Genomic DNA, 26,248 nt, shown 5'->3' on the forward strand with positions numbered 1-26,248 from the left:
TCTGTCTGACCAAAACCTGACTATGTTTGATCTGATAGTTGCATTTTGTCTTTTGTAACTTAAAAAAGCGTATATTTGCATGCAATTTAACTACAAATTGCAACGATGAAAGCACACACGACTAAGATCATCGGAGAAGGCCTTACTTACGACGATGTTCTCCTTGTTCCCAATTACTCCGAAATCTTACCCCGCGAAGTAAGCATACGATCAAAATTTTCACGCAACATTACGCTCAATGTTCCCGTGGTCTCTGCCGCGATGGACACCGTTACCGAAAGCGCAATGGCGATAGCAATGGCACGCGAGGGCGGCATTGGCGTACTGCACAAGAACATGACCATAGAGCAGCAGGCTGGCGAGGTACGCAAAGTAAAGCGCGCCGAGTCGGGCATGATCATCGATCCTGTTACGCTTCCGCTTACGGCCAACGTTGGCGATGCCAAGAACGTGATGCGCGAATATAGTATCGGCGGTATCCCTGTGGTAGATGCCGATGGCAAACTAAAGGGCATTGTGACCAACCGCGACCTGCGTTTTGAAAAGGACAACCAGCGCTCGATCCTGGAAGTAATGACTTCTGAGAACCTGGTAACAGCAGGGGAGGGTACTACGCTCGAAGTGGCTGAAGGCATTCTGCAGAAAAACAAGATCGAAAAACTTCCGGTAGTCAACGCCGATCATAAGTTGGTTGGGCTTATCACGTTCCGCGACATTACCAAGCTTACACAAAAACCCATAGCGAATAAAGACAGGTTTGGCCGCCTTCGCGTTGCGGCGGCCCTTGGCGTTACCGCCGATGCCGTGCAGCGTGCCGAAGCGCTTGTCAATGCAGGCGTGGATGCCGTAATCATTGATACCGCCCACGGGCATACCAAAGGTGTAGTGACGGTGCTAAAAGAAGTTAAAGCTAAATTTCCCGACCTTGATGTTGTTGTAGGCAATATCGCTACTCCCGAAGCGGCGCTTTACCTTGCCGAGAATGGTGCAGATGCCGTAAAGGTGGGTATTGGGCCGGGTTCTATATGTACGACAAGAGTGGTTGCCGGTGTGGGCTTCCCGCAATTCTCTGCAGTGCTTGAGGTGGCTGCCGCGCTAAGGGGCACAGGCGTACCCGTTATTGCAGATGGCGGTATCCGTTATACAGGCGATATACCAAAAGCCATCGCTGCCGGTGCCGACTGTGTAATGCTGGGATCTTTATTGGCTGGTACGATGGAATCGCCGGGCGAGACGATAATCTTTGAAGGCCGTAAGTTCAAATCGTACCGCGGCATGGGTTCGGTAGAGGCAATGAAGGAAGGGTCTAAAGACCGCTACTTCCAGGATGTGGAAGACGATGTGAAAAAACTGGTTCCCGAAGGAATCGTAGGCCGCGTACCCTATAAAGGCGAATTGTTCGAGAGCATGCTGCAGTTCGTTGGCGGGCTTCGTGCCGGTATGGGCTATTGCGGCGCGAAAGACATCCCGACGTTACAGGAGACAGGTCGCTTTGTACGCATTACATCCAGCGGTATATCGGAAAGCCATCCGCATAACGTGACGATCACCAAAGAATCACCGAATTATTCAAGATAAGAAGGCATAAGATAGAAATGAAAAGGCATAAGGCAAAAGCTTTATGCCTTTTCTAATAACCTAAAGTTTCAAATAATGCTTTTAGAAGAGATAGAGTTTCACGATATGCCTGTTTCCATGATCCATCTGGATTTCGTTGACGAAATTTTGACATTGGACATTCCGCCCTGCGGCGATGGGCAGCAAATCCCTAAAAAAATTATTTTTAAAGATATAAGGGAAATTGAAAATACAGGTTTTCCGTCTATAAATTCAGAGTGTGAAATATATTCGCTGGACGTAAGTGTAGGCAACGAATTAAAGCATTTGGTGAAACTGGTGATGCTAACCGGATTTGGAAAGAGGACATGGTACTATGAATTTGAATGCTCCGAAATAGAATTACTTTAATTCTTCCTCAAACTCAACATCGGAAAGATTGGCAAAAGCATTTTTGATAGTCCCGCCGGGCTCTAGTATGATTGTACGGTTGATGTTGGTAATGACCCACTTGTCGCGCAACTCATGGAAGTCCGCTGCCCTTAAATGGAGTACACCAGCCGAATCTTCATGTGCAAGTACTTTTTTCCATTCATTATCTTCATCCACATTTACAGCGATGAAATCCACTTTCGGGTTATCCTGTTTAAGGGCTTTGATCTTTTCGTAAAGGTCTTCCAGCTGTGCACGGGCGCATCCGGTCCAAAAGAATATTACCGTTTGGTTCTTAATGGTGTCAACATCAAAAGGTCTGTTGTCGCGGTCCACCAGTTTTACTTCGGGCAGTTCAGTACCGTCCTTAAGTACCTGTATGGCATTGCCTATCCTCCTGATCTCGTTATCCTTGCTGCCGTCAGTCGACAGCTTCATGTAACGGTCAAGGAACTTTTTGTTGTTGTCGATGTTCTGGTCTTCAAGCAGGTAACTGAATGCGATGTTATTGAGTACCTGATTCTTAACCTGCTCATTGGTAAATACCGAATCTGCTATATCGAGCTTTTCCATACTGTTTTGGTAAGGAGCTTCGGTTAAGATGCCGGTTTTCTTTCCTTCGGCTATCGACATATTGTTCAGCATGGCCGAAAGGTAGCGCAGGTAAGGTGAATAGTGGATGAGCGCGGGATCATTAAAATCAATGGACTTACGGAAGTCATAAAAATCCTTTGGCAGTTGCGACCCTATTTCTTTGCCGGTGCGGCGGGCGTACACATACGGGTAATATTCCTTTTTGGTGTAATAATTAAGGTCTACCCTCGATCGGGCATAAAAATCAAATGCATCGCTCCACCTTATCGCCGCTTTGCGCTTCTTGTAGAACTCCATTCGCTTTTTGTAGGTAGAGTCTATGGTTTCTTTGAATTTAGGATATTCATAACCGTATATGCTATATGAGTTTTCCCTGTCTGCCTCATGCAGTAGGGAAAGTTCCATCATGAAGTTGTTCTTCTCTTCCCCGCGTCCGCTGAATACTACAGAATTATCAAAATCATCAGCATCAATGGAGACCATGATGCTGTCATTCTGCTCGAAATATACATATTGATAATCCGGATCGTGCTTAAAGCTGTACAGCCCGGGAGTGAGGGAGTCGAATTTTATCGAAAAGCGGTTATCCTTGTCCAGGCGCAGCGTATCGATCACCTTATCATCCTTGCTGAATATAACGTAATTGGTTTTCGGGTTGAGCACCTGCCCCCCGAAATAAGCAGAATGATCCTCATCTTTACCACAGGATATGATCAAGAGCAGGGAACATAAAAAAAGACCGGCCTTAGTAAGATGTGACATTTGGTGATTATTCAGCAAAAGCAAAAATATTTTATTATGTCTTTAATACTGTTAAAAACGCGTTAAAATAAGAATTCGTACCCCTTAATGGTAATGTGCGCCCAAAGCATCCTTAAATTTTGTATTTTCGCAAAAATTTTTTAAAATGCTATCAGTTTCAAATTTATCGGTACAGTTCGGCAAGCGGATACTGTTCGACGAAGTGAATACCTCCTTTACCGAAGGCAACTGCTACGGTATCATCGGCGCTAACGGTGCCGGTAAGTCTACTTTCCTTAAAATACTTGCGGGCGACATCGATCCTACCTCAGGCCGCGTGCACCTTGAGCCAGGCAAAAGGATGTCGGTACTGAACCAGAACCACAATATGTTCGATGAGCATACCGTGCTTGAAACGGTTATGATGGGCAATAAAACCCTTTTTGCCGTTAAAAAGGAAATGGATGACATCTACCTTAAGCCTGATTTCTCTGATAAAGATGGCGATAGGGTAGGTGAGCTGCAAATAATATTTGAAGAGATGAATGGCTGGAATGCCGACTCTGATGCTGCGGCGATGCTTTCCAACCTGGGTATAGGTGAGGAATACCACTATACATTAATGGGCGACATGGACAGCAAGCTGAAAGTACGCGTGCTATTGGCGCAGGCCCTTTTTGGCGCGCCTGATGTGCTGATCATGGACGAACCTACCAACGACCTTGACTTTGAAACCATAGGATGGCTGGAAAATTTCCTTGCCAACTATGATAAGACCGTAATAGTAGTATCGCACGACCGCCACTTCCTGGATGCCGTATGTACGCATATTTCGGATATCGATTTTAGTAAGATAAACCATTTCTCTGGCAATTATACCTTCTGGTATGAGTCGAGCCAATTGGCAGCGAGGCAAAGGGCCCAGCAGAATAAGAAAGCTGATGAGAAGAAGAAAGAGCTTCAGGAATTCATCATGCGGTTCAGCGCCAACGTTGCTAAGTCCAAGCAGGCTACCAGCCGTAAGAAAATGCTTGAGAAGCTTAAGGTAGATGACATCAAACCATCGAGCCGTCGTTACCCTGCCATCATATTCGAACAGGAACGTGAGGCCGGCGACCAGATACTTAACGTGAAAGACCTTAGCGCATCTGTAGACGGAGAGGTATTGTTCAGGAATGTTGACCTGAACATGGCCAAAGGCGATAAGATCGTCGTGTTCTCTAAAGATTCACGCGCTACATCTGCCTTTTACGAAATATTGAATGGTAATATGACTCCGGACAGCGGTACGTTCGATTGGGGTATCACTACCATCCAGTCCTACCTACCTGCCGATAACCACGAATTCTTTGAGAACGACCTTACCCTGGTGGACTGGCTTCGCCAGTGGGCCAAGACAGAGGAGGAGCGTGATGAGGTGTATATCCGCGGGTTCCTTGGTAAGATGATCTTCAGTGGAGAGGAAGCGCTGAAGACCGGAAGGGTACTTTCGGGAGGTGAAAAAGTACGCTGTATGCTTTCGCGCATGATGATGCTCCGCGCCAATGTACTGATGCTCGATGAGCCTACCAACCACCTTGACCTTGAGTCGATCACGGCGTTCAACAACTCGCTGAAGAACTTTAAGGGTTCGGTGCTGTTTACCACGCATGACCACGAATTCGCGCAAACCGTTGCCAACCGCGTGCTGGAGATCACCCCGAACGGCGTTATCGACCGCTACATGACGTTTGATGATTATCTTGATGATGAGAAAGTAAAAGAGCTTCGTGCCAGGATGTACAACTAATTATACTAATCCGTTTCTTTGCCGAAACGGATTTTTTTATGCTTATGAAAAAGATATGCCTGCTCATTGTAATATTGCTTTTCCAACCCGGCTACAGCCAAAATGCTTTAGTACCTTATCGTGTAAAGGATAAATGGGGCCTATCTGACCTGAATGGGAAAATGGCAGTCAATGCCGAATATGATAAAGTTTTTATAGGCAGTAATCTTGCCGATGGCTATTATGGATTTAAGAAAGGCAATGTGCTGGGATTGATCCATAACAAAAAAGAGATATTATCAGGATCTTACAGGGAATTTGATGTCGTAAAAAATAAATTCATCATTGCCCAAAGCAAGAGGGATCTTCCGGGAGGCGGGTCGTATTCTGAACAGGAATATGAGCAGGTGATGAAAAAACGGGAAGCCAGCTTCCTCTTTAACCTTTCCGGAAAAAATATGTACCCTGATGGTTTCAGGACCGTGCGGGCGTTTGATTCGCTGGGAGTAAGCAGTAAATATAAAGGCCACGCAAAATACCTGCTGTTCATTTCTGAAAATTTTGACAGGCAGAAAAGCATTTTTGCGTATGATGTAGACAAGCAGGACATTGCAAACTGGCTCCTGAAAGATCATTATAAGCTTGCATTATATGGGGACGGCAGTTTTTCAAATGCTAAGTATTATATTAAAGGGCATGAAACAGGTACGGCAGAAGAAATGATCTACACCTTTAGCATTGCGGGTAACAAAATAAAAGTGGATATCACGCCCGCGACAAAGCCAAAGCAGTCATCAGGTTATGGTTCAGGCAGCGGAGGAGGAAACTATGGTGATGGAGACTTATCCATTGGGTCACACTCAGGCGACCTTTATGTAGAGGCAGCACCATCATCCGGCAAAAGATCATACACCACTTCAATTAAAGTCACGGGCAATACAATAGACTTTAAGTCGACTGAATATCCAAGGAAAATGAACAGTACTGACGGCATTGTCGAGAAGAAGATCATACTGCCTTACGTCACGGAGTGGATAAAAGAAGAACGGCTGTACCATGATCTTGTTTGCGATGATGGTACAAAGATCAGTTTTAACAATGTTGCCCATTTTAAGACAAAAGAAGGCACTTACGGTATTGTGTTCTTGGATACGCTGATGATCAAACCGGGATATACTTATTTAAAACCTTTTAGGTGGTACAGCGGCGCGAAGGAACCACTAAACTTTTTTGTGGGGAAAAGAAATGATAAGAACGGCAGTACCAAATACGGAACCATTGATATTTTTGAAAAGGAAATCGTACCCATGGTCTACGACTCCATATTCATTGAAAAATCCAGGTATGACAGCGGCTTTGTACGATCTATGGCACAAAACAGGTGGAACGTACTGAAAGATGGTAAATACGGCATCATTGACATTAATGGAAAAATACTCTTCGAAGCGGTTTATGATACCATCTATCAAAACAAAAAGAATTATGTCAGCTTTAGAGAAAGTGATTTTACTGTTTTAGGAAAAGATGGTAAATATGCACTTTACCAAGAATACACTAAAGATACGCCACTGTTTACAGCGCCTGTGTTTATAAAGCCGCCGGGCTATTACATTAGTAATTATCAGGGTCAGAAAGGGCTCATGCTTGTTGGCCTTTTAGATAAAGACGGCGATTTGTATTGCTATGCCCGAAAGGATGGGTTTTTGTATTACAAGGAATAATAATAAAGGGCCTTCACGGCCCTTTATTATTTCCTGAACTTGCTTATCAGCCAGATGATCAATACTACTACAGCAATTACGATAAATATGCCCACTGCCATTCCGGCCTGGAAAATATCGCCGATCACCTCGCAGCTTGTAAGGGTTCCCAGCAACAGCGCGAAAATACCCAAATGGAAAATCCTGTTTTTCATTGTTTTGTTCTTTTAGGTTATTACATAAAATTACGGTAGGAAAAACAGGATTTTGTTAAAATAGGATTAATTGGCAGGAGATTATGATTTATTAGAAGTGCAATATTGACTGCTTAAAACACAAATTACAATAAAATTTTACCGCATAGGTACATAGTTTTACGTACTGTTGAAAGCATTGGGAAGAGTAACACAAACTTTGAAGCTTAACTTCATCTACGTGCGGACATTTATTCTCCGGCTTGATCTGAATTACCTTTTTACTATGTCCCAATGTGGTTAATTCAGCATCCGGGAGGTTATTTTCTTTAATTTTTTTCCCTAAATTTACCCTCCAAACACAACACCGCATTATGAGCCAGAAAATATTGCTCACTTCGACCGAAGTCAATATCATCCTACACCGTTTGGCCTGCCAGTTAATTGAAAAGCACCTCGATTTTTCCAATACCGTGCTCATTGGGCTGCAGCCCCGTGGCGGTTTCCCTGCCAGGCGCATCAAGCAGATACTGGAAGATGAATACAATGTGCCCGAGATCCAACTCGGTTTTTTGGACATAACCTTCTTCCGTGACGACTTCCGCAGGCATGACAAGCCGCTGGAAGCCAACCGCACTGAGATCGACTTTTTGGTAGAGGACAGGAAAGTGGTCTTCATAGACGACGTGCTTTACACCGGGAGGAGCATACGTGCTGCACTTACCGCGATACAGTCGTTCGGGCGCCCGTCAGAGATAGAGTTGCTGGTGCTCATCGACCGCCGCTTCAGCCGCCACCTGCCCATACAGCCCGATTACCGCGGCCGCCAGGTAGATGCCATCAACGATGAGAAGGTCCGCGTACACTGGAAGGAGAAGGAGGGCGAAGATGGTGTTTATTTGATATAATATAACTACAGCAACAACACAATGAAAGAACTAAGCGTTGATCACCTGCTCGGCATAAAATACATCACGAAGAGTGATATAGAACTCATTTTTGAGACAGCCGACCAGTTTAAGGAAGTCATCAACCGGCCCATTAAAAAAGTCCCGTCACTCAGGGATATTACCATAGCCAACATATTTTTCGAGAACAGCACCCGAACAAAGCTATCGTTCGAACTGGCGCAAAAAAGGCTCTCTGCCGATGTGATCAGCTTTTCGGCGGCACAATCGTCGGTTAAAAAAGGAGAAACGCTCATTGATACCGTAAATAACATCCTGTCGATGAAGGTCGACATGGTGGTCATGCGCCATGAAAGACCCGGCGCGGCACACTTCCTGTCGCGCAACGTGAATGCCAGCATCGTAAATGCAGGCGACGGCGCACACGAGCATCCTACGCAGGGATTGTTGGATTCTTACACCATCCGCGAGAAGCTGGGCGGGGTAGAAGGGAAGAAAGTGGTTATCGTAGGCGACATCCTGCACTCGAGGGTAGCGCTTTCCAACATTTATGCCTTACAGATGCAGGGAGCAGAAGTAAAGGTATGCGGCCCGAAAACGCTTATCCCGCGTTATGTGGAGTCACTGGGCGTTAAAGTGGAGCCGAACCTCCGCAAAGCCCTTGAATGGGCCGATGTAGCCAATATGCTACGTGTGCAGAACGAAAGGCTGGATGTGAACTATTTTCCGTCCACACGAGAATATGCTCAGCAGTATGGCCTTGATAAAGCGTTCCTGGATTCATTGGACAAAGAGATCGTGATCATGCACCCCGGCCCTATAAACCGTGGCGTGGAGATCACCAGCGACGTGGCCGATTCGCAGCAGTCGGTAATACTGGAACAGGTGGAGAATGGCGTAGCAGTACGCATGGCAGTGATCTATCTGCTGGCCTCGAAAATAAAGCAGTAGTTTAAAAATTTACAGTTAACGGTTTACAGTTTACAGTTGTTCATGGAGTGTCATAAAATATTTAAAACAATAATCCGGATAACTGCGATCTTTGTACCTTAGCGTTCGGACTAAAGATCCAAAATCTAAAAATCTAATCTGTCCCAAAATGAAAGTAGAAGAAAAAGGGCATACCGTGATCATAAAAGATACACAGGGTGATGTGGCCGCATTCCTTGCGAAAGTTACCGCCGGGTATACTACCTTTAAAGAAAAGAACCTGATCCTGGACCTGACCAGCGATAATGACATTTCGCTTGATACGGTACTGACCTTCCTGTCGCTGTCCAACAAGCACCGCAAGGCTAAGAAGTCGTTCGTGCTGGTAGCCAATGATGTCGACTTTAATGAACTTCCTGAGGAAATGGTGGTAGTACCCACATTGCTTGAAGCCAACGACATTATCGAGATGGAAGAGATCGAGCGCGACCTGGGCTTTTAATTTAATATTAAAAATTTAATATTGAGGTTTACCGGTTACAGGGGCAACCTGAAACCTTGAACCTGAAACAAAATGAACCTTACTATCCTTGGCTGCTACGCCGCGACACCACGTACAATGACCAATCCAACCTCGCAGGTGTTGGAAATGAAGGAAAGGATGTTCCTGATTGACTGTGGAGAAGGCACACAGGTGCAGTTACGCAAGAACAAGCTGCGGTTCTCAAAGATAAACCACGTATTCATCTCGCACCTTCACGGCGACCATTTTTATGGGCTTATAGGGCTTATCTCGACATTTTCACTGCTCAACAGGCAAACCGACCTCCATGTATATGGGCCTAAAGGTGTAAAGGAGATCATTCTTTTGCAGTTGAAGCTTTCTAACTCATGGACGGGTTATAACCTGTATTTCCATGAATTGGAAGGTAAGGAGCCGGAGATCATATATGAAGATAAAAAAGTAACGGTCTCAACCATTCCCCTCAAACACAGGGTGTATACCAATGGTTTCCTTTTTCGCGAAAAACCGGGCGAGCGCAAGCTAAATATTGAAGCCGTTGAGAACTATGGCATTGACATGGTGTATTACCAAAAAATAAAGAATGGCGGCGATATAAAGCTCGACGACGGCAGGGTGATCCCGAACGCCGAACTTACATTTGACCCGCCCGCACCAAAAAGTTATGCGTTCTGCTCCGATACGGTATATGATGAAAGCATCGTCCCGCTAATAAAAGATGTGGATGTGGTGTACCACGAAAGCACCTTTCTCGAGTCTGAAGCGCATTTATGCGACAAGACAATGCATACCACCGCAAAACAAGCCGCTACGATCGCTAAAATGGCAAATGTGAAGCAACTGGTGCTGGGACATTTTTCGACGCGGTACAGCTCGATAGAATTGTTTAAGGAAGAAGCTAAGACAGTTTTTGAAAATGTCGAATTAGCAGATGATGGGAAGGTTTTTGAGTTTTAATATATTTACAAGCCTTACGTTATGAATTATCTATCATTGATTAAAGCCTTGGTTATACTTTTACTTTTGGCGTCATGCACCCCCATTAAAATAAAAGTAGAAGATTATCATTCAAAAACAGTAGCTCTTATTATACCACGAATTGATAGATCTCATGAAAAGATGTCAGATCACCCTTATTTTTTTACCACTCCCGGCGACACTGTAAAAAGAACTATTTTTAGAGGCGATAATAAAATAAATATTGTATCAACATGGTATGACTATGTGGAGTATAACGAATTTGGTGAACAACTTATAAGAGCTTATGGGGGCAATGGGAATATAGTATTTTCATCTGATTTCTCTTTGAATCCGTTGATCGGGATCTCAAGGCAATTTAAAAGTAATGGGATGTTGGAGTCTAAAGGCATTTTTTCACGTTTGGGTTTTTTAATCGGAAAAAGTTATATATATGGTGAAAAAGGCGATCTTATTAAAGTTATAGATAACGATAAACATTTTAAGTATAATTATAAAAAAGTACTTAAATTTTGTAATGAGCACAATATTCCGATTAGTACCCAACTTGTTAGTGGAATTACAAAAGGCACTTCCATAATCAATGCTGAATTTGATCATGGTAAATACTATTGGTTAATTGAATACGATAGTAATGATCCTGAAAAGAAAAATAGTTACTTACTTGAGGGAGATACCGGGAAGATATTATCGGTCTCAATTGTAAATGAACGTTGAAATCTTAAATAAAAAATGAACGACTTAAGCAACTACCGCCGCTCTTACGAAAAAAGCCAGCTAACAGAAGATAACCTACCTGACGGCCCGATAACACTTTTCCGGGATTGGTTTAAGGAGGTGGAAGATTTTGGCACCGCCGCCGAGGTAAACGCCATGACGGTTTCGACCATCGGGCTGGATGGCTTCCCAAAGTCGCGTGTGGTGCTGCTGAAGCAGTTTACTTACGAAGGTTTTATTTTTTACACCAATTATAATTCGGAGAAAGGGAAAGCTATTGCGGCTAACCCGAATTTATGCTTGTCTTTTTTTTGGCATGAACTGGAAAGGCAGGTCATCATAAAGGGCGTGGCCGAAAAAGTAGCGGCCAATGTTTCCGACGGTTATTTTGAGAGCCGTCCCGAAGGCAGCAGGCTGGGTGCTGTGGTATCGCCGCAAAGTGAAGTGATCCCATCGCGTGAATATTTGGAGAATAACCTGAAAGAGCTGGAGCATGGATATCAAGGCAAAGAGATACCGCGGCCTGAATATTGGGGCGGATACATCGTAAAGCCTGTTGAAATGGAATTCTGGCAGGGAAGGCCAAACCGCCTGCACGACAGGATACGTTACAAATTACAGGAAGATCATTCGTGGAGAACCGACAGGCTGGCCCCATAAACGGAAATTTTAATATCGAATTAACATTTCGTAGGGAGATTCGCTTCGTATTTTTTTAGACATTTAAATTATTGATACACAAAACTTAAACCTCGACGTATGAAAAATTTAATCCTGATCCGACATGCGAAATCAAGCTGGGATGCTCCGCTGTCGGATAAAGACCGTCCTCTTTCCAATCGCGGGATCAATGACGCGCACCTGATGGCCGGCGAGGTAGATGAGTTCCTTCCGAAGTCGTTCATCGTATGGAGCAGCACTGCGCAACGGGCCAAGAACACCGCCTATATTTTTGCTGAGAACCTTTCGATACCTATTGACACTATTATCTTTAATGACGACCTGTACACTTTTGATGAAAAAAAGCTGGCAAGCATCATAAGATCGTGCGATAACCAATTTGATAACCTAATTCTTTTTGGACATAACGACGCTATTACTAATTTTGTTAATACCTTTGGGAACCACGCTTTAGACAATGTGCCTACGGCGGGATTCGTATCGCTGTCATTTGACGAAAATGACTGGAAGGACATACGAAAAGGCAAAATAAAGAAAACGTTATTTCCAAGAGAATTAAAAAAGCATGATTCACCACTCACCGGTAAACAGGTACATTGACAGGGAAAAAAGCTGGCTGGCATTTAACGCAAGGGTATTGCAGGAAGCTGGAGACGATAATGTGCCGTTGTTAGACAGGCTCCGTTTTTTAGGGATATTTTCAAATAACTTCGACGAATTTTTCAGGGTACGCTATGCTGCCATCCGCCGCCTGAGCCTGGAAGGGCAAACCGGCGAAAAAATATTAGGGGGCATATCGGCTCAAAAGCTGCTGAAGGAGATCACAGAGATCGTGATCGAACAGCAGTCAGACTCCCTCCGTATCCTCAGCGTGATCGAAAAGGAACTGGAGAAGGAGAATATCTTTATGCTCAATGAAGCCCAGATCAATAAAGAGCAGGAACTTTTCATTAAGGACTTCTTTATCCAAAAAGTAAGTCCGGAACTTGTGACGATTATCCTTAACGACCTGGATGAATTCCCGATACTGAAAGATACATCAGGATACTTAGCGATAAAGCTTGTGATGAAGCCGCACTATGATGGCCTTGCCGACGGGGACAAAGACGACGATGATGGAACGGGTGAGGAGGTGCGCTACGCCGTTATAGAAATGCCGAAAACAGTTAACAGGTTCGTACAGCTTCCGTCAAACAACGAGAAGAAGTACATCATTATGCTTGACGATGTTATACGCCTTAACCTGCATAGCATCTTTAATGTATTTCATTACCAGAGCATCTCCGCGCACATGATCAAGATCACGCGCGATGCTGAGTTGGAAATAGATAGCGACCAGAGCAAAAGCCTCATGGAAAAGATATCGACCAGCGTAAAGGAAAGGCGCATTGGCGAGCCCGTACGTTTTGTATACGACCAGTCGATCGATGCTGATACGCTCGAGTTTTTCCTTACGAGGATGGAGATCGATTCCTCCGACAGTATCATACCCGGAGGCCGTTATCACAACCGCCGCGACTACATGGATTTCCCGAGCCTTGGCAGGCAGGACTTGCTTTACCAGCAAAATGTGCCGCTTCCGGTCACGGGGCTGAGCCTTGAGGGGAGCATCATACAAAGGCTGAAGCACAAGGATTACATGATCAACACGCCGTACCAGTCCTTTTCGTACGTGATCAAATTCCTGCGTGAGGCCGCGCTCGACCCAAAGGTCATCAGTATAAAGATCACACTGTACAGGCTGGCGAAGAACTCTCAGATCATAAGCTCGCTGATCAACGCTGCCAAGAACGGCAAAAAAGTTACGGTACAGATAGAGCTGCAGGCGCGCTTTGACGAGGCCAGCAACATATCATACGCCGAGCTGATGCAGACCGAAGGCATCAACCTTATTTTTGGGGTGAAAGGCCTGAAAGTGCACAGTAAAATATGCGTGGTAGAGCGCATTGAATCAGGTAAGCTAAAGCGTTATGGTTTTGTATCTACCGGTAACTTTAATGAGTCGACCGCCAGGATATATACCGATGTGACGCTTTTTACAAGCCATGCGGCCATTATGAAGGAGGCCGGTAAGATATTTGATTTCTTCGAGGTCAATTACCGCGTGCACCGCTACAGGCATTTGTTTGTTTCGCCGCATTACACGCGCAGCAAATTTTACAAGCTGATAGACAGGGAGATACTCAACGCCATTGCCGGTAAGGAGGCCTATATAAAACTGAAGATGAACAGCCTTACCGATTACAGGATGATCGATAAGCTATATGAGGCCAGCAGGGAGGGCGTGAGGATACAGCTCATCATACGCGGCATTTGCTGCCTGATACCCGGTGTGGAGGGGATGAGTGAGAATATTGAGGCAATAAGCATTGTTGACAATTATTTGGAGCATAGCAGGGTATACATATTTGCCAATGGAGGCGACCCGGAGGTATTCATCTCTTCGGCCGACTTCATGACGCGCAACCTTGATGCCCGCGTAGAGGTGACCTGCCCAATATATGACAGCGAGATAAAGCAGGAAATGCTTGAGGTATTCGAAATAGGGTGGAAGGCCAATGTAAAGGCCCGCCTTCATAGTGAAACGCTCGAGAACAAATACAGGAAAAAACCCGACCAGAAGCCCTTCAGGGCGCAGCTCGAAACCTATAATTATTTCAGGAATAAGCTGGATGTGATATACGAACAACTATAAAGCGTGAGGTCAATAAGTTCATTAATTGATAAGAACCTTTTTTCAGAGAATGATCAGTATAAAAAAATATGCCGCAATAGATATCGGGTCCAATGCCATGCGGATGCTGGTATGCAACATTGTAGAGCAGGAAGGAAAAGAAACGCAGTTCAATAAAAGCTCGCTGGTGCGTGTGCCGATACGCCTTGGCCAGGATGCCTTTACCGTGGGCGAAATATCCGATGAGAACATTGAGCGCATGGTAGATGCCATGACGGCGTACAGGCTGTTGATGAAGGTGCATGGTGTGGAACGCTTCATGGCATGTGCAACATCGGCCATGCGGGAGGCAGATAATGCTAAAGATGTGGTGGATACCATTGAGCGTGAGGCAGGCATTAAAATAGAGATCATAGACGGCAGGAAGGAAGCGGCCATCATCGCGGCGACCGACCTCCATGAATTCCTAAAGCCCGACCATACGTACCTTTTTGTGGACGTAGGTGGCGGCAGTACCGAATTTTCGCTATTTACAGGAGGAAAGATCGTGGCGGCAAAATCGTTCAAGAACGGTACCGTGCGCCTGCTCAATAATATGGTTAATGATGTTGTTTGGCACGAGATCGAGAAATGGATCAAACAGATAGTCGAGCCGTACGAAAGTGTTACCCTTATCGGGTCGGGCGGTAATATCAATAAGATATTCAAAATGTCGGGCAAGGCACAGGAAAAGCCGCTGTCTTATTTTTATGTGAACTCACAGTACCAGTTCCTTAACAGCCTGAGCTATGAGCAGCGAATCTCCGAACTTAGCCTCAACCCAGACCGTGCCGACGTTATCATCTATGCCGCTCGCATTTACCTGAATGCCATGAAGTGGAGCGGTGCACGCAATATCTATGTGCCCAAGATCGGGCTTTCGGATGGTATCGTAAAAGCGATGTATTACGGAAAGATATGATACCAAAAATATCACTCATAAAAGGCGATATCACTAAAATGAGGATCGATGCCATCGTCAATGCGGCCAACTCGTCATTGCTTGGCGGCGGCGGGGTGGATGGAGCCATTCACAAGGCGGGCGGTAAAGCGATATTAGAAGAATGCGTCGCTATCCGTAACCGCCAGGGAGGATGCAAGACAGGGGAGGCAGTTATTACAACCGGGGGTAACCTGCCTTCAAAATACGTGATCCATACTGTAGGCCCTGTCTGGAATGGTGGCAAGAGCGGTGAGGAAAGGCTTTTGGCGAATGCCTATAACAATAGCCTTAGACTTGCAGTTGAAAATAGGATAACTACAATTGCTTTTCCTAACATCAGTACGGGAATATATCATTTTCCAAAGCAATTGGCCGCTGAGATCGCAATTACTTCGATAAAGGATTTTTTGAAAGCAAATGATACAATATCAGAGGTGATCTTCGTTTGCTTCGATGATGAGAATTATTCCATTTATAAAAACCTGCTTAAAGACTAATGGAAAAAATATTTCACTTGTTACTATTGATACCGTTTTTTGGTTTCGGGCAAAATTACCTCAATACCAAGCTTTCGGATAAGTATGATCTTAGTATTTCTGTGGAAGAGAAGGCGGGTGAAGAAAAAGGGCATCCGGAACGTTGGCTATATGTTAAAGCCATCATTAAGGTGACCAAGAAAGCCCAGGACATAATTATTCGTGCCGGAGTACTTTATGATAGATCGTTCACCGATCACTCCGGATCAATGTCCTACAGGACCAGTTTTAATATAAACAGGCAGATCGTTGACAATGATCACGGTGACATAATTGTGGCCGATCTGAATTTTGACAGGCAGGACGACCTTGCCATAAAATGGGAAGAAGGAGGCAATGGAGGTCCTTTATATAATTATTACCTTCAGGACAAAAACGGAAAATTCATAATTAATGATTTTCTTTCCAAAGAAATGATATTTTTCCAGACGGAAATAAATGCTAAAAAACAAACGCTCACAACCCTTGTCCATGCCAGTGCCTATTCAGTTAGTGAAACGGTTTACAAACTTGATCCCAGGCCAGGTAGATGGAAACAGATAAGCCATAGGTTTATAGGCGGAAAAAAAATAAGCTACATTATATAAAAGTCATCTTTAGTGATCGGTTCAGGCAATTCTTCTTCATTGAGCAATTGCCTTATATTGATCTCTATCGTCCTTGCAATGGCGGTCACCGGCACGTCGCTCGGCCTGTTGCGGAACGGGTCCTGCAGGTAGTACGCCGTTTTTTCGAGGGTAAAGAAAACGAATGAGATGAGCAATAGCAGTGGGATCTCATAAACAAGCCAAATGTCCTTTAATGCAATGGAAAGTATCACGCAAAACAGGTAGATGGTAAAGTGAAGGAACATCCGGTAGATGGTTGGGAATACAGTATTATTAATGCGTTCTGCCGCGCCCATGCTGTCAGAGAAGCGTACGCAGGTGCTGTTGAGCTGTATGTTCTCAAAATCCGAAAGTTCTTCCTGTAGCCGCAGCCTTTTGATCTCAAGGACATTAAGCTGTAATAGTGCCAACGGCTTATTCCTGAACATGAATATTCGTTTTTGATCCTCCGGTGTAAGTACATCTTCGCAGCTGCTGAGCGGAGGCATACCCCTTAGCGACTGGCCCAGGCAATAGCACCATGCGATCTGGCGGTAGGCCATTTCCTTTATCACAGGCTTAAGGTCTTCCCCTTTAAGGAAACCCTGTAGCTGCAATACAAAGCTTCGGGAATCGTTCACAATGGCACCCCATATTTTTCGGGCTTCCCACCAGCGATCATATGACTGGCTCATTTTGAATGACAACAATACCGATATGGCCGTACCGAGGAACGTAGCAATCGTGAGGGGCATCTCGGGAATATAAGGGCCTGCTATCTGGGCTATAAAATGGATAATAGTACCGATCATGATGACAATGATCATCTCATAGCGTACCATCCGGATAATGTATTTTAGTGGAAGCCTTTTATCTACAAGCATAAGTTACATTTTAATTGCAACTTAAAATTAGATAAAAAATCGATTTTGGTTTATTAGCAGGAAAACATTTATAAAAATATTCACATAACGATTGCAGGCTATAATATTTTTATCCTCATATACTGATGCACATCATTTATGTCACCATCTGCCTTCCAGTATTGCGAAGGATGGTTTACCGAAACATACAAGTACCCGTCAGCCCCAAAAAATGACTCCTGCGGCATCCAGTTAGTAAAGCTGGCATTCACTAATGGAATGATCTCCCCGCCTTCGATCTTTTCAATACTCAACTCTCCCGATCCCGGCGAGTAAATGTCCGCATAGATCGAAACAACGAATTTTTTATCCGGTGAGATGAGTGGGAATGACTGGTAGGTAGATGTAATATAGCCTGTGTCCGACTCGAAAAGCATATACCCGTAATCTTCATAATACGTGCCTAATACCACAAAGTGGTTGATGACCGGCAGGCGGCCTTCATAACTGAAGGTGCGGTGCATTTCGGTGTCGGTCAGGTCATCGATGAATGTCAGGACAGTGTCCCTCGTTTTTACAGTAAGCACCGTGTCGATCTTTACCACACTTTTGGCATCTTCCTCCCAAAAGCTCACGGCAGTTCCCTGTTGTGTTTCGAACAGCTTTTTGTCTATCATTTCTATTTGCAAGTGCGAGGCAAGTATGCTGTCGGCATTGTGCTGAACCTCATTAAAATTCATATCCTTATCAGGAATATATACCGAAGCTGCCATTATATTTTCAGGAGTAACGGTGAATGTTTGGAGGGTATCTGCCGGAGCAGTAGGCTCGTTATGTATAGGTATTTTGCTCTTGCAGGAGAGGAGCAATATGAGTAAAAAAGCACAAACTGAGTATTTCATTTTTGAATTTACGGCTATAAATTAGAACCCCTTTTCGATTTTGCCAGGTATCTCATCCTGCCTGTATTCACCAATCCTCTTATAATAACTCCCATCTGGCTTTATTATGATATAATTGCCACAGTGTCCACCATAGAAAAAAAACCCATCCTGAAATATTCGGCCTTTGTCTTCAAGAGTTTTATTTTTGCTATAAACGTAATCTTTTGCTGTAATGAAAAATTGGACGGCTGCGGGATTGTTTTTAAAAAAGCGTAGGTATTTCCTGTCATCAGTATAATGGTCGATACATGACCCATACCTTTTGTTTGCAGAAGTTTCCGGATCCTTGTAATAAAAGTTAACCACTATGATTTGGTCATCACTAATCTTTATACCTGAGATTCCCGTAAGGTATTGTATAATTTCATTTCTCTTTTCAGGAGTAATACTGCCATATTGGTCTCTGAGGATCAATTTGGCCGTCAGAGTCGAATCAGTTTCAAGCAGTACGTAGTGATAGTCACTACTGCCAATTTTACTTTTAAAGATACTTTCGGTGATTGGTTTATTATTTTCGTCAAGTAAATATTCTTTTTTAGCCGTTTGACCATGGGTATACAGGCTAAAAAATAAAACTGTAATTATTATAAGGTACTTTTTCATCAGGCTGAATTTTATCAAATATAATAATTTAAAAATAGCCTGTATTTGAAATTAAAAATCCAGGTCGAACATCTTCCTTAACGTTTCTACCGCCGGATTAATTGCCTTGAGCTTATCGAATTTTTCCTGAGGGGTAAAGGCGTGCCGTGTGGAAACAACTTCGTTAACGTGTACCTCGATCACAATATCATGGTTGTGCAGCTTGCCACGAAGGTAACCCAGCAGTTCATGCTTGTTGTTGTCGAAGTCTACCTTGGAACCCGCATTGGGTAGTTCCAGGCGTATTGTAACACCGTCATCATCCAGCACAGGGTCATTGATCTGCATGTAGGTCGCCATGATCTTTTGGCCGTTGTCGCTAAGGCGCTGGGCGAACCTGTTCCATTGCAGGCGCATGTCGGTCTCGTTGAAGGCTTCGCGAGGCAGTTCGTCCACATTACGTATCTGGGCACGCTGGCTTTCCTGCAATTCCTTCTTTTTGCGAAGGCCTGCCAGTGAAAATGCCGATATCCTTACATCGCTATCATCTTCCTTTTTTGGGGCAGGCGGCTGTACGACTTCTGGAGTATCCACTTCAAGTTCCGCGGCAGGCATTGGAACGATAGGCGCAGGGGTTTCCGTTACAGTAACAGCTACGGTCTCCACCACAACTTCGGGGGCGGCTACAATAGTTCCTTCCTCCCTGACCTTGATAGCGGGCGCGTTATCCTTAAAATAATGGGGTGGGATTATAAATTGGTCAGCTTTTTTTTTTCTCCATCAAAAGTGATAGAGGCAAGCTGCATAAGGCAAAGTTCGACAAGGAGCCTTTGGTTCTGGCTCACTTTATATTTCAGGTCGCATTCGTTGGCAATGTCAATACCCTGTAAAAGGAATTCCTGCGATGCCTTTTGCGACTGCATTCGGTACAATTGCTGAGCGATTTCGCCCGCTTCGAGCAATACCAGCGTAGCCGGGTTCCTGCACACCAGCAGGTCACGGAAATGCGAGGCAAGGCCCGCGATAAAATGATGACCATCAAAGCCTTTCGCCAGAATATCGTTGTAGGTAAGCAACAAGTCCGGAATGCGGTTCTCCAGGATCAGGTCGGTCACCTTTACATAATATTCGTAGTCGAGCACGTTCAGGTTCTCGGTAACGGCCTGGCGCGTGAGGTTGTTGCCGCAATAGCTTACCACACGGTCGAATATGGAGAGCGCGTCACGCATGGCGCCATCGGCCTTTTGGGCAATGATGTGCAATGCGTCGTCCTCAAAGGTAATGCCCTGGCTCCTGGCCACATCGGCAAGATGTTCCTTGGCATCCTTAACCGTTATGCGCTTAAAATCGAATATCTGGCATCGCGACAATATGGTCGGGATGATCTTGTGCTTTTCAGTAGTAGCGAGTATGAATATTGCATGCCTCGGCGGTTCTTCCAGCGTTTTCAGGAATGCGTTGAAGGCCGCTTGGGAGAGCATGTGCACCTCGTCAATGATGTATACTTTGTATTTGCCTGTCTGGGGAGGTATGCGTACCTGATCGATAAGGCTGCGGATATCGTCTACGGAGTTGTTGGAGGCGGCATCGAGCTCGAACACATTAAACGCGAAATCCTCATACGGGTCGTCATAACCTTCCTGGTTGATCTTGCGGGCAAGGATGCGCGCACAGGTGGTCTTGCCTACACCGCGCGGACCTGTAAAAAGCAGTGCCTGTGCGAGGTGGTTACTTTCAATGGCATTCAGCAGCGTATTGGTAATGGCCTGCTGCCCCACGACATCCTTAAAGGTCTGTGGGCGGTACTTGCGGGCTGATACGATGAATTGTTCCATTAGGGCAAATATAGGGAATTATTTCAGATTTTAGATTTCAGAATTCAGATTGAGCTTCACTCTTTTTCTCTAAATTATTTCAGATTCAGAGTGTATATTCCAAATTGAAATACACTCTTTACCTCTAAATTATTTCAGATACAATTGAACTTCACTCAAAATATAAACATTTGATTGTGTTGTTTTTAGTACTGATCATAGAGGGAATGGATGTTCCCAGGATCAGGATTGCAGCTAAATCTAAGATCTACGATCTGAAATCTGAAATCAAAAACGTACCTTTGCCGCAAGCAGGCCGCCTTATCGCGTTCTGACAACAGAGCGAGGAAAGTCCGGACACCAGAGGGCAGCATAGCGGGTAATGCCCGTCACTGCGGTATGCAGAACCGCGGGAGGACAAGTGCAACAGAAAGTATGTACAGGTAATGCTGTAGTGAAACCAGGTAAACTCTATGCGGTGAAATGCCATGTATACCGGCTATATGTAGGGCGGCCCGCCCGATGCCGGGGGGTAGGCAGATTGAGTGCCGGCAGTAATGCTGCATCCAGATAAATGATAAGGGCCCCGCGGGGGTACAGAATCCGGCTTACAGGCCTGCTTTATTTTATTTCCTTTACAACTATTTCCAGCTCCGGCAATCTTGGCCTCAGCTTCGCTACTCTTTGCTCAACCCCGTTTAATGTAAACTGTAGGTTCCCAAAAATAATAGGGTCAGGCGTAAAGTAAATGATGGTGCTATCCGATTCATCAGTATCTTCAACATTGCGTGTTACCGTTTCCCCTGCTTTAAAAGTAAAAGTCCCTTTATAGCCTTCATTTACCGTTACGAGCGTGCATTCCTCCATCGCCGCGTTAATGGTGGCAATGCCGATCTTGCAGAATTCCTCACCTACAGATAGATGCTTTTTATGGTTCTTGCAGGCAAACAGCTGTGTCATTATTGCTTCGGCCATGTTCATGCCGCCTGTCTCCCCTAAAAACATCCCTGCATTATAACGGATGTGAAAATTGTTTGGGGCGATGCCAAACTCAATTGCAGTACACCTAACATCAAAATGCTCATCAATGGCATGGCAGGCCGCTTCTAATGGTAATGGGTCCAATGATCTCTCACTAAAGCATTCGTCAAAATAAAGGCCGGGCCTCATACGGACGTGTTCCTGAAATGAAACTGCACTTATGTCGTCTGCGTTGTATTCTTTGTCTGCCATGACGAATTATTTAAATCTCCTCGTTGCTGTTGTCATCAATATTGCTTATCTCAAAAAATGAAAAAATACTCCCACCATATTTCTTGTCAAAAGAAAAATGCTTTAGATGATTCAGCGGGGTATGCTTAGAATGCTCAATGATCATCATGCCGCCTTCGTTCAGTAAATTGTTTTCAAATACCTGCGTTACCACGGCCTCAAATTCCTTTTGGGTGGAATTGTAAGGCGGGTCGGCCACAACAATGTCATAAGTCGACTTATGTCCGCTCAGGAACTTCAATACATCGCTCTTTACGGCAGAAATATTGAAGTCGAATTCTGCCGCCGTCTGCTTGATGAACTTGATGCAGCCAAAATCGGCATCTACAGCCGTAATAGCTGCCGCGCCCCGCGACCCGAATTCATAGCTCAGGTTGCCTGTGCCCGAAAAAAGGTCGAGCACTTTAAGGCCTTCAAAATCGAAACGGTTGTTCAGGATATTGAACAGCGACTCTTTCGACATGTCGGTAGTTGGCCGTACGGGCAGGCCTTTCGGCGGACTTATCCTGCGCCCCTTGTATTTTCCGGAAATGATCCTCATGAGTTGAATAGTATAAAGTGTTCCAGCGCTTCCTCCTGTGTTTTGCCCCATTTTTCACGCAATGCCGGGGCATCATATAATGCAATATGCCTAATGTAGGTGTAAGCAAGTTCAAAGCAAGGATGGCTTTCGGTTATTTTGCCGAGCACCTGCACCTTTACCGTTTCGGGGTTCAGGAACAGCTGCTCCATGGTAAAAAGCAGGTAGTATAAAAAGTCTTCAGGCGTTTTGTATTCGAACGAATTGAACAGCAGCAGCTTTTGATTGCGCACCACAACAACTTCAAAATGGCTGTCCTGTCCGTGTACGAAAACCAGCTTCTCGTCGACGTTTCTCGATGCTTCTAATAGTTTGGTTACGAGTATGCTATTAGCGTTCTTGTAATCAAAGGCTCCAAATTGGTCGATAAGGAAATTGTTCACGTTCATCAATGGCACGTACACATTCTTCAGTTCATAATTGCTTATGGCATCGAACGCGAAAAAGTCGGTTTCGAACACCTTGGTATTGTATTGGAGGTAGCTGCCCAAAAAGTTTTGGTCGAACAGCGCGTCGGGTACAAAGGTGTTAAAGCTGTTATCGTGCAGCACCACGATCTCGTCATACGGGCGGGTAAGCTGCGGGTGGTTCACAAAGGCCTTCCAAAGCTCTTCCTCAACCGGGCTGTATTTTGAAAATGCCACCGACTTGCAGCTTGTTACCTCCCAGTTGAGGGTATCGAAACAGCAAAACGACATACCGCCCTGCGCTACCTGGAGCGTAAGCTTCTTATAATTCTTTGAGGTTATGGTGTCGTTCATGGAAAACCGGGTTGAAGCGCAAATTTAATTTATTTTTTTATGTCTGGTCAGCCATTAGTTAAAGAAAGTTTTTATCATAAAGTCCACAAAGATCTCTTAATGTCGGCGGGAGACACCCTTCATTGAAAGGCCACATAGATGAAGCCTCGATTTGTGAATTTATGCAAAACGGTTTTGTGTACCTTGTGGAATTCTTTGTGGTAAAAAACTATTTCCCATACTGCTCCAAAAATGCCTTAGGCGTTAGCCCGGCCTTATTTTTAAAGATGCGCGAAAAGTATCCGTAATCCTCGTAGCCTAAGGCGTAGGCAACTTCAGAGAAGGTGCTGTTCTGCCGTATCATTAGTTTTTTGGCTTCAAGAAGCAGGCGGTCCTGTATCACATCGATAGCCGACTTGCCTACGACCGACTGTGTAATGCGGTTGAGGTGCCGGGACGTGATGGCCATTATCGAGGCGTAGGCCGAAGGCGATCTAATTTGGAGGTAATGCTGCTCTACCAATGCTTCAAACTCACGGAACCTGGCGTAATAGTTGTTTTCGGACACATGACCCTCATCGCTGTAAGTAGGGTAAAGGCGCGTGGCAGAAATATAAATGAGGTCTGCCAGGCCGATGAGCGCTTCTTTCTTCAGGAGGCTGTCAGCATTATATTCAGTCAATATTGTACGGAACAGGGTTTTGAAACTTTCGGTTTGTGATGCTTCCAGATATATTACGGGCGACTGGTACATGCTGTAATAGAACGGAAAGCGGTTGATGCGGCTGTGTGTATAATGCAGGTCGTAAAACGCCTGTGAATGCAGGAAGATATAGCCCTCGGTATCGTCCGATAGTTCCCAGTGGTGCGTTTGCCCCGGATTAAGGAAGAACATTGACCATGGCTTTACCTCATAAGCTGTAAAATCAACTTCATGCGTGCCGGTACCTTTTGTAAAAAGCATGGCAACGTAAAAATCGTGCGAGTGTGGATGGGCTATGTCCTTGTGCCGTGTCTGCAAATGGTCCTGCAGCGTGTTGGCGTGAAATTCCTCGGCACCCTGCCCGTCATTAAACTGCGCTATATGGAGCACCGATGTTTTTTTCATTATGATATGAGTATATCGTATGTGTAAATATCTGAGTCGTAATTGTTATTGATAATGTCCGAAAAGTACAAATTTCTGCGTAAATAATCTATTGCTACAATGCTTGCGATCATCGTACCTTTACCAAAAAAATAATATGTCAGCTTTAGTAGGTATCATAACAGAAAAATGTCCGAAATGTGGTAAGGGAAAAGTTTTCACAAAAAAAGGGAACCCTTTGCTTTTCCAGATGCCCCGCATGAACGAACGCTGCCCTGTATGCAGCCACAAGTTCGAGAAGGAGCCCGGTTACTTTTTCGGCTCCATGTTCGTAAGCTATGCAGTAACGGTAGGCGAGATGATCGTTTTTTTCCTTTTGGCACATTTATTCATAGAAAGCTTCGTGACCATAGTTGTACTTATCGGATTAATGTCAATACTCCTCAGCACCTTTAACTTTAGGCTGTCGCGAATGATCTGGATCTATATGTTCGACGGCGGGGGCAGGCAGGTATAGGTTTCAGGATGGTTGATCAAAATAGGCCTCAAGATCGTTGTTGACCACTTTGTGGTGCAGCAGCTTTATCTGGCTATCAAGTATCCTGTCGGTTGACAGTTCAGGCAGGTTATGTATGTCAAAAAAGCCCGCGCCCAGCATGTCAAAGCCGCTTTCCAGTTCGCCGGATAGTACCTCACAGTAAAATACCAGCTTGTAAATATAGTAGGGTTGCGGCGGGTGCGGGTGCATACGCTTATCGAAAACCGCCAGCAGCCTTTTAGCCTCGACAATAAGCCCGGTCTCCTCACGAACTTCCTTTTCTGTTGCTTCTTTGGGTGTTTCGCCTATATCGGCCCAGCCGCCCGGCAATGTCCATTTCCCATCAACACTTTCCTTTGCAAGCAACACTTTCTTTTTATCATCAGACAGCACCAGGGCACGCACATCGGTCTTCACGGTTGGATATTCTGTTACCGGAAGGAAGATCGATCTTATGGAATCCTCATCATTCCCGCTCACTTTGGCTAGCAGGCGGTGGCTCATGGCTAGTAATTCGGTATAGCGGTCTTTGTCAAACTGGTTATCGGCATAAAGCAGGCCAATGTCAGCCATGTTCTTCAGGCGTTTTATCTCTTCAAGTATCCCTTCATTCATTGTAAAAGAATTTTTGGTACTCCTCAGGCTTCAGGTAGCCATCGGGCAGTAAAGTTATTTTTCCGGCCGCTTCATCAAGGCTGACCTTTATTTTCTCACCGTGCATAAAGTGGAACCATGCGCCGTCAATTATGTATTGTTCTTGTTCTGCCCAAAGCGAATCATAGTCTTTCACATCACCATCATAATCGTATTTCGGGTCATTGTAAGCGGTTTTGGCAACTACTATAGAGCAGGGCTTGAAAGTGCACATCGCCGATCCGTGCGCAAAAATCGTTTTTGCCTGGCCGGGGTTCACTTCCTCAATATTGGCCTCGGCGGCTATCAGCAGGAGGTTTTCCATAGTTGTATTGGTAAAGCTTATCGTACCGCGCTGTGGGTTATTTTCGGGCACAAGGATAAAGAACGCGCAGCAGCATCCGGGCTGTATGGTGTACTTTTCATTTTTCCTGAATTTTGCCAGAAAATGCAGCGTGTCTTTCCCGATGATGGCGGCGCATTTGTCAAAACCCTTTTTCGCAAGCGGTATCTTCTGCGGAAGGCTATCCATTATTTTAAGTGCTTTGCCGTTGACGGACAAGGCAAATTCCGTACGGAAGCCATCTTTCCCTTCCCCAATGCCGGGCATGAATTTTATGCTTGCCGTCTGTGCGAAAAAGGGTAGCGCACCTAACAGCATTATCAGTATGGCAAGGCGTTTCATAGGATACT

Annotated in this window: 29 protein-coding genes and 1 other RNA gene; 17 read left to right on the top strand and 13 right to left on the bottom strand. The window is 44.9% G+C overall.

The window, feature by feature from the left end; genetic code table 11:
* Positions 1-105 precede the first annotated feature (105 nt).
* Together guaB and ACT6R0_RS03895 are read left to right on the top strand one after the other, a co-directional pair.
* A complete protein-coding gene (guaB, locus tag ACT6R0_RS03890; RefSeq protein ID WP_444651469.1) occupies positions 106-1,578 on the top strand; it encodes an IMP dehydrogenase in 1,473 nt (490 codons plus the stop codon).
* A gap of 75 nt (positions 1,579-1,653) precedes the next feature.
* The gene (locus tag ACT6R0_RS03895; RefSeq protein ID WP_444651471.1) at positions 1,654-1,968 is read left to right on the top strand and encodes a hypothetical protein; all 315 of its coding nucleotides are present in this window, start codon (positions 1,654-1,656) and stop codon (positions 1,966-1,968) included.
* Here ACT6R0_RS03895 and ACT6R0_RS03900 read toward each other — a convergent pair.
* Positions 1,960-3,345, bottom strand: coding sequence for a TlpA family protein disulfide reductase (locus tag ACT6R0_RS03900; RefSeq protein ID WP_444651473.1), 1,386 nt, complete (start codon positions 3,343-3,345; stop codon positions 1,960-1,962). The genes ACT6R0_RS03895 and ACT6R0_RS03900 overlap by 9 nt on opposite strands.
* A 145-nt stretch (positions 3,346-3,490) precedes the next feature.
* On the opposite strand from ACT6R0_RS03900, the gene ACT6R0_RS03905 reads away from it, so the two are divergent.
* Both ACT6R0_RS03905 and ACT6R0_RS03910 read left to right on the top strand, forming a co-directional pair.
* Positions 3,491-5,113 carry an ABC-F family ATP-binding cassette domain-containing protein gene (locus ACT6R0_RS03905; RefSeq protein ID WP_444651475.1) on the top strand — a complete coding sequence of 541 codons (1,623 nt, stop codon included), beginning with the start codon at positions 3,491-3,493 and terminating at the stop codon, positions 5,111-5,113.
* 44 nt (positions 5,114-5,157) lie between these two features.
* A complete protein-coding gene (locus ACT6R0_RS03910; RefSeq protein WP_444651476.1) occupies positions 5,158-6,813 on the top strand; it encodes a WG repeat-containing protein in 1,656 nt (551 codons plus the stop codon).
* Positions 6,814-6,839: 26 nt separating this feature from the next.
* Here the strand turns inward: ACT6R0_RS03910 and ACT6R0_RS03915 are convergent, their stop codons facing one another.
* Positions 6,840-7,007 (bottom strand): hypothetical protein, encoded by a 168-nt coding sequence (locus tag ACT6R0_RS03915; RefSeq protein WP_265173047.1) that lies wholly within the window; start codon positions 7,005-7,007, stop codon positions 6,840-6,842.
* 353 nt (positions 7,008-7,360) lie between these two features.
* Between ACT6R0_RS03915 and pyrR the strand changes: the two genes are divergently transcribed.
* The 11 genes from pyrR to ACT6R0_RS03970 all read left to right on the top strand — a co-directional run bounded on the left by pyrR (position 7,361) and on the right by ACT6R0_RS03970 (position 16,502).
* Entirely contained in the window at positions 7,361-7,894 is a 534-nt protein-coding gene (gene pyrR / locus ACT6R0_RS03920; RefSeq protein WP_444651478.1) for a bifunctional pyr operon transcriptional regulator/uracil phosphoribosyltransferase PyrR, read from the top strand.
* Positions 7,895-7,915: 21 nt separating this feature from the next.
* Positions 7,916-8,845, top strand: coding sequence for an aspartate carbamoyltransferase catalytic subunit (locus tag ACT6R0_RS03925; protein WP_444651480.1), 930 nt, complete (start codon positions 7,916-7,918; stop codon positions 8,843-8,845).
* A 148-nt stretch (positions 8,846-8,993) separates the two neighbouring features.
* Positions 8,994-9,326 carry a ribonuclease Z gene (locus ACT6R0_RS03930; RefSeq protein WP_444651482.1) on the top strand — a complete coding sequence of 111 codons (333 nt, stop codon included), beginning with the start codon at positions 8,994-8,996 and terminating at the stop codon, positions 9,324-9,326.
* Between the two features lie 72 nt (positions 9,327-9,398).
* Complete coding sequence (locus ACT6R0_RS03935) at positions 9,399-10,304, top strand: ribonuclease Z (RefSeq protein ID WP_444651483.1); 906 nt, start codon at positions 9,399-9,401, stop codon at positions 10,302-10,304.
* Positions 10,305-10,325: 21 nt separating this feature from the next.
* Positions 10,326-11,042, top strand: coding sequence for a hypothetical protein (locus ACT6R0_RS03940; protein WP_444651485.1), 717 nt, complete (start codon positions 10,326-10,328; stop codon positions 11,040-11,042).
* Positions 11,043-11,057: 15 nt separating this feature from the next.
* Positions 11,058-11,702, top strand: a complete 645-nt coding sequence (gene pdxH / locus ACT6R0_RS03945) for a pyridoxamine 5'-phosphate oxidase (RefSeq protein ID WP_444651487.1) — start codon at positions 11,058-11,060, stop codon at positions 11,700-11,702.
* Between the two features lie 99 nt (positions 11,703-11,801).
* Complete coding sequence (locus tag ACT6R0_RS03950; protein ID WP_444651489.1) at positions 11,802-12,323, top strand: SixA phosphatase family protein; 522 nt, start codon at positions 11,802-11,804, stop codon at positions 12,321-12,323.
* Positions 12,289-14,418: a polyphosphate kinase 1 gene (ppk1, locus tag ACT6R0_RS03955; RefSeq protein WP_444651491.1), complete on the top strand. Its 2,130-nt coding sequence runs from the start codon at positions 12,289-12,291 to the stop codon at positions 14,416-14,418. The genes ACT6R0_RS03950 and ppk1 overlap by 35 nt, the downstream gene beginning before the upstream one ends.
* 49 nt (positions 14,419-14,467) lie before the next feature.
* Positions 14,468-15,358, top strand: coding sequence for a Ppx/GppA phosphatase family protein (locus ACT6R0_RS03960; protein WP_444651493.1), 891 nt, complete (start codon positions 14,468-14,470; stop codon positions 15,356-15,358).
* On the top strand, positions 15,355-15,876 hold the full coding sequence (locus ACT6R0_RS03965; RefSeq protein ID WP_444651494.1) for an O-acetyl-ADP-ribose deacetylase: 522 nt from the start codon (positions 15,355-15,357) through the stop codon (positions 15,874-15,876). The genes ACT6R0_RS03960 and ACT6R0_RS03965 overlap by 4 nt, the downstream gene beginning before the upstream one ends.
* Positions 15,876-16,502, top strand: coding sequence for an XAC2610-related protein (locus ACT6R0_RS03970; protein ID WP_444651496.1), 627 nt, complete (start codon positions 15,876-15,878; stop codon positions 16,500-16,502). Before ACT6R0_RS03965 ends, ACT6R0_RS03970 begins: the two co-directional genes overlap by 1 nt.
* Here the strand turns inward: ACT6R0_RS03970 and ACT6R0_RS03975 are convergent.
* From ACT6R0_RS03975 to dnaX, 5 genes are all read right to left on the bottom strand, one after another.
* Entirely contained in the window at positions 16,490-17,386 is an 897-nt protein-coding gene (locus ACT6R0_RS03975; protein WP_444651498.1) for a bestrophin family protein, read from the bottom strand. The genes ACT6R0_RS03970 and ACT6R0_RS03975 overlap by 13 nt on opposite strands.
* Before the next feature lie 98 nt (positions 17,387-17,484).
* The gene (locus ACT6R0_RS03980; protein WP_444651499.1) at positions 17,485-18,267 is read right to left on the bottom strand and encodes a hypothetical protein; all 783 of its coding nucleotides are present in this window, start codon (positions 18,265-18,267) and stop codon (positions 17,485-17,487) included.
* 21 nt (positions 18,268-18,288) lie between these two features.
* Positions 18,289-18,912: a hypothetical protein gene (locus tag ACT6R0_RS03985; protein WP_444651501.1), complete on the bottom strand. Its 624-nt coding sequence runs from the start codon at positions 18,910-18,912 to the stop codon at positions 18,289-18,291.
* A gap of 51 nt (positions 18,913-18,963) precedes the next feature.
* The gene (locus tag ACT6R0_RS03990; protein WP_444651503.1) at positions 18,964-19,560 is read right to left on the bottom strand and encodes a DNA polymerase III subunit gamma/tau; all 597 of its coding nucleotides are present in this window, start codon (positions 19,558-19,560) and stop codon (positions 18,964-18,966) included.
* 80 nt (positions 19,561-19,640) lie between these two features.
* Positions 19,641-20,726 carry a DNA polymerase III subunit gamma/tau gene (gene dnaX / locus ACT6R0_RS03995; RefSeq protein ID WP_444651504.1) on the bottom strand — a complete coding sequence of 362 codons (1,086 nt, stop codon included), beginning with the start codon at positions 20,724-20,726 and terminating at the stop codon, positions 19,641-19,643.
* A 287-nt stretch (positions 20,727-21,013) separates the two neighbouring features.
* Between dnaX and rnpB the strand changes: the two genes are divergently transcribed.
* Positions 21,014-21,332: RNase P RNA component class A (gene rnpB / locus ACT6R0_RS04000), an RNA gene on the top strand.
* Here the strand turns inward: rnpB and ACT6R0_RS04005 are convergent.
* From ACT6R0_RS04005 to ACT6R0_RS04020, 4 genes are all read right to left on the bottom strand, one after another.
* Positions 21,327-21,938, bottom strand: a complete 612-nt coding sequence (locus ACT6R0_RS04005; protein ID WP_444651506.1) for a hypothetical protein — start codon at positions 21,936-21,938, stop codon at positions 21,327-21,329. The two genes, rnpB and ACT6R0_RS04005, sit on opposite strands and share 6 nt — an antisense overlap.
* A 10-nt stretch (positions 21,939-21,948) precedes the next feature.
* Positions 21,949-22,518 (bottom strand): 16S rRNA (guanine(966)-N(2))-methyltransferase RsmD, encoded by a 570-nt coding sequence (gene rsmD / locus ACT6R0_RS04010; protein ID WP_444651508.1) that lies wholly within the window; start codon positions 22,516-22,518, stop codon positions 21,949-21,951.
* The gene (locus ACT6R0_RS04015) at positions 22,515-23,318 is read right to left on the bottom strand and encodes a DUF3822 family protein (RefSeq protein WP_444651510.1); all 804 of its coding nucleotides are present in this window, start codon (positions 23,316-23,318) and stop codon (positions 22,515-22,517) included. Before ACT6R0_RS04015 ends, rsmD begins: the two co-directional genes overlap by 4 nt.
* A gap of 208 nt (positions 23,319-23,526) precedes the next feature.
* A complete protein-coding gene (locus ACT6R0_RS04020; protein ID WP_444651512.1) occupies positions 23,527-24,405 on the bottom strand; it encodes a helix-turn-helix domain-containing protein in 879 nt (292 codons plus the stop codon).
* 136 nt (positions 24,406-24,541) lie between these two features.
* On the opposite strand from ACT6R0_RS04020, the gene ACT6R0_RS04025 reads away from it, so the two are divergent.
* Positions 24,542-24,901 carry a DUF983 domain-containing protein gene (locus ACT6R0_RS04025; protein ID WP_444651513.1) on the top strand — a complete coding sequence of 120 codons (360 nt, stop codon included), beginning with the start codon at positions 24,542-24,544 and terminating at the stop codon, positions 24,899-24,901.
* Between the two features lie 3 nt (positions 24,902-24,904).
* Here the strand turns inward: ACT6R0_RS04025 and ACT6R0_RS04030 are convergent, their stop codons facing one another.
* Both ACT6R0_RS04030 and ACT6R0_RS04035 read right to left on the bottom strand, forming a co-directional pair.
* A complete protein-coding gene (locus ACT6R0_RS04030) occupies positions 24,905-25,537 on the bottom strand; it encodes an NUDIX hydrolase N-terminal domain-containing protein (protein ID WP_444651515.1) in 633 nt (210 codons plus the stop codon).
* Positions 25,530-26,240, bottom strand: a complete 711-nt coding sequence (locus ACT6R0_RS04035) for a hypothetical protein (RefSeq protein WP_444651517.1) — start codon at positions 26,238-26,240, stop codon at positions 25,530-25,532. Before ACT6R0_RS04035 ends, ACT6R0_RS04030 begins: the two co-directional genes overlap by 8 nt.
* Positions 26,241-26,248: the final 8 nt, after the last annotated feature.

Origin of the sequence: Flavobacterium sp. (genome assembly GCF_052437795.1) — a bacterium.
In the GTDB taxonomy this organism is placed as follows: domain Bacteria; phylum Bacteroidota; class Bacteroidia; order Flavobacteriales; family Flavobacteriaceae; genus Flavobacterium.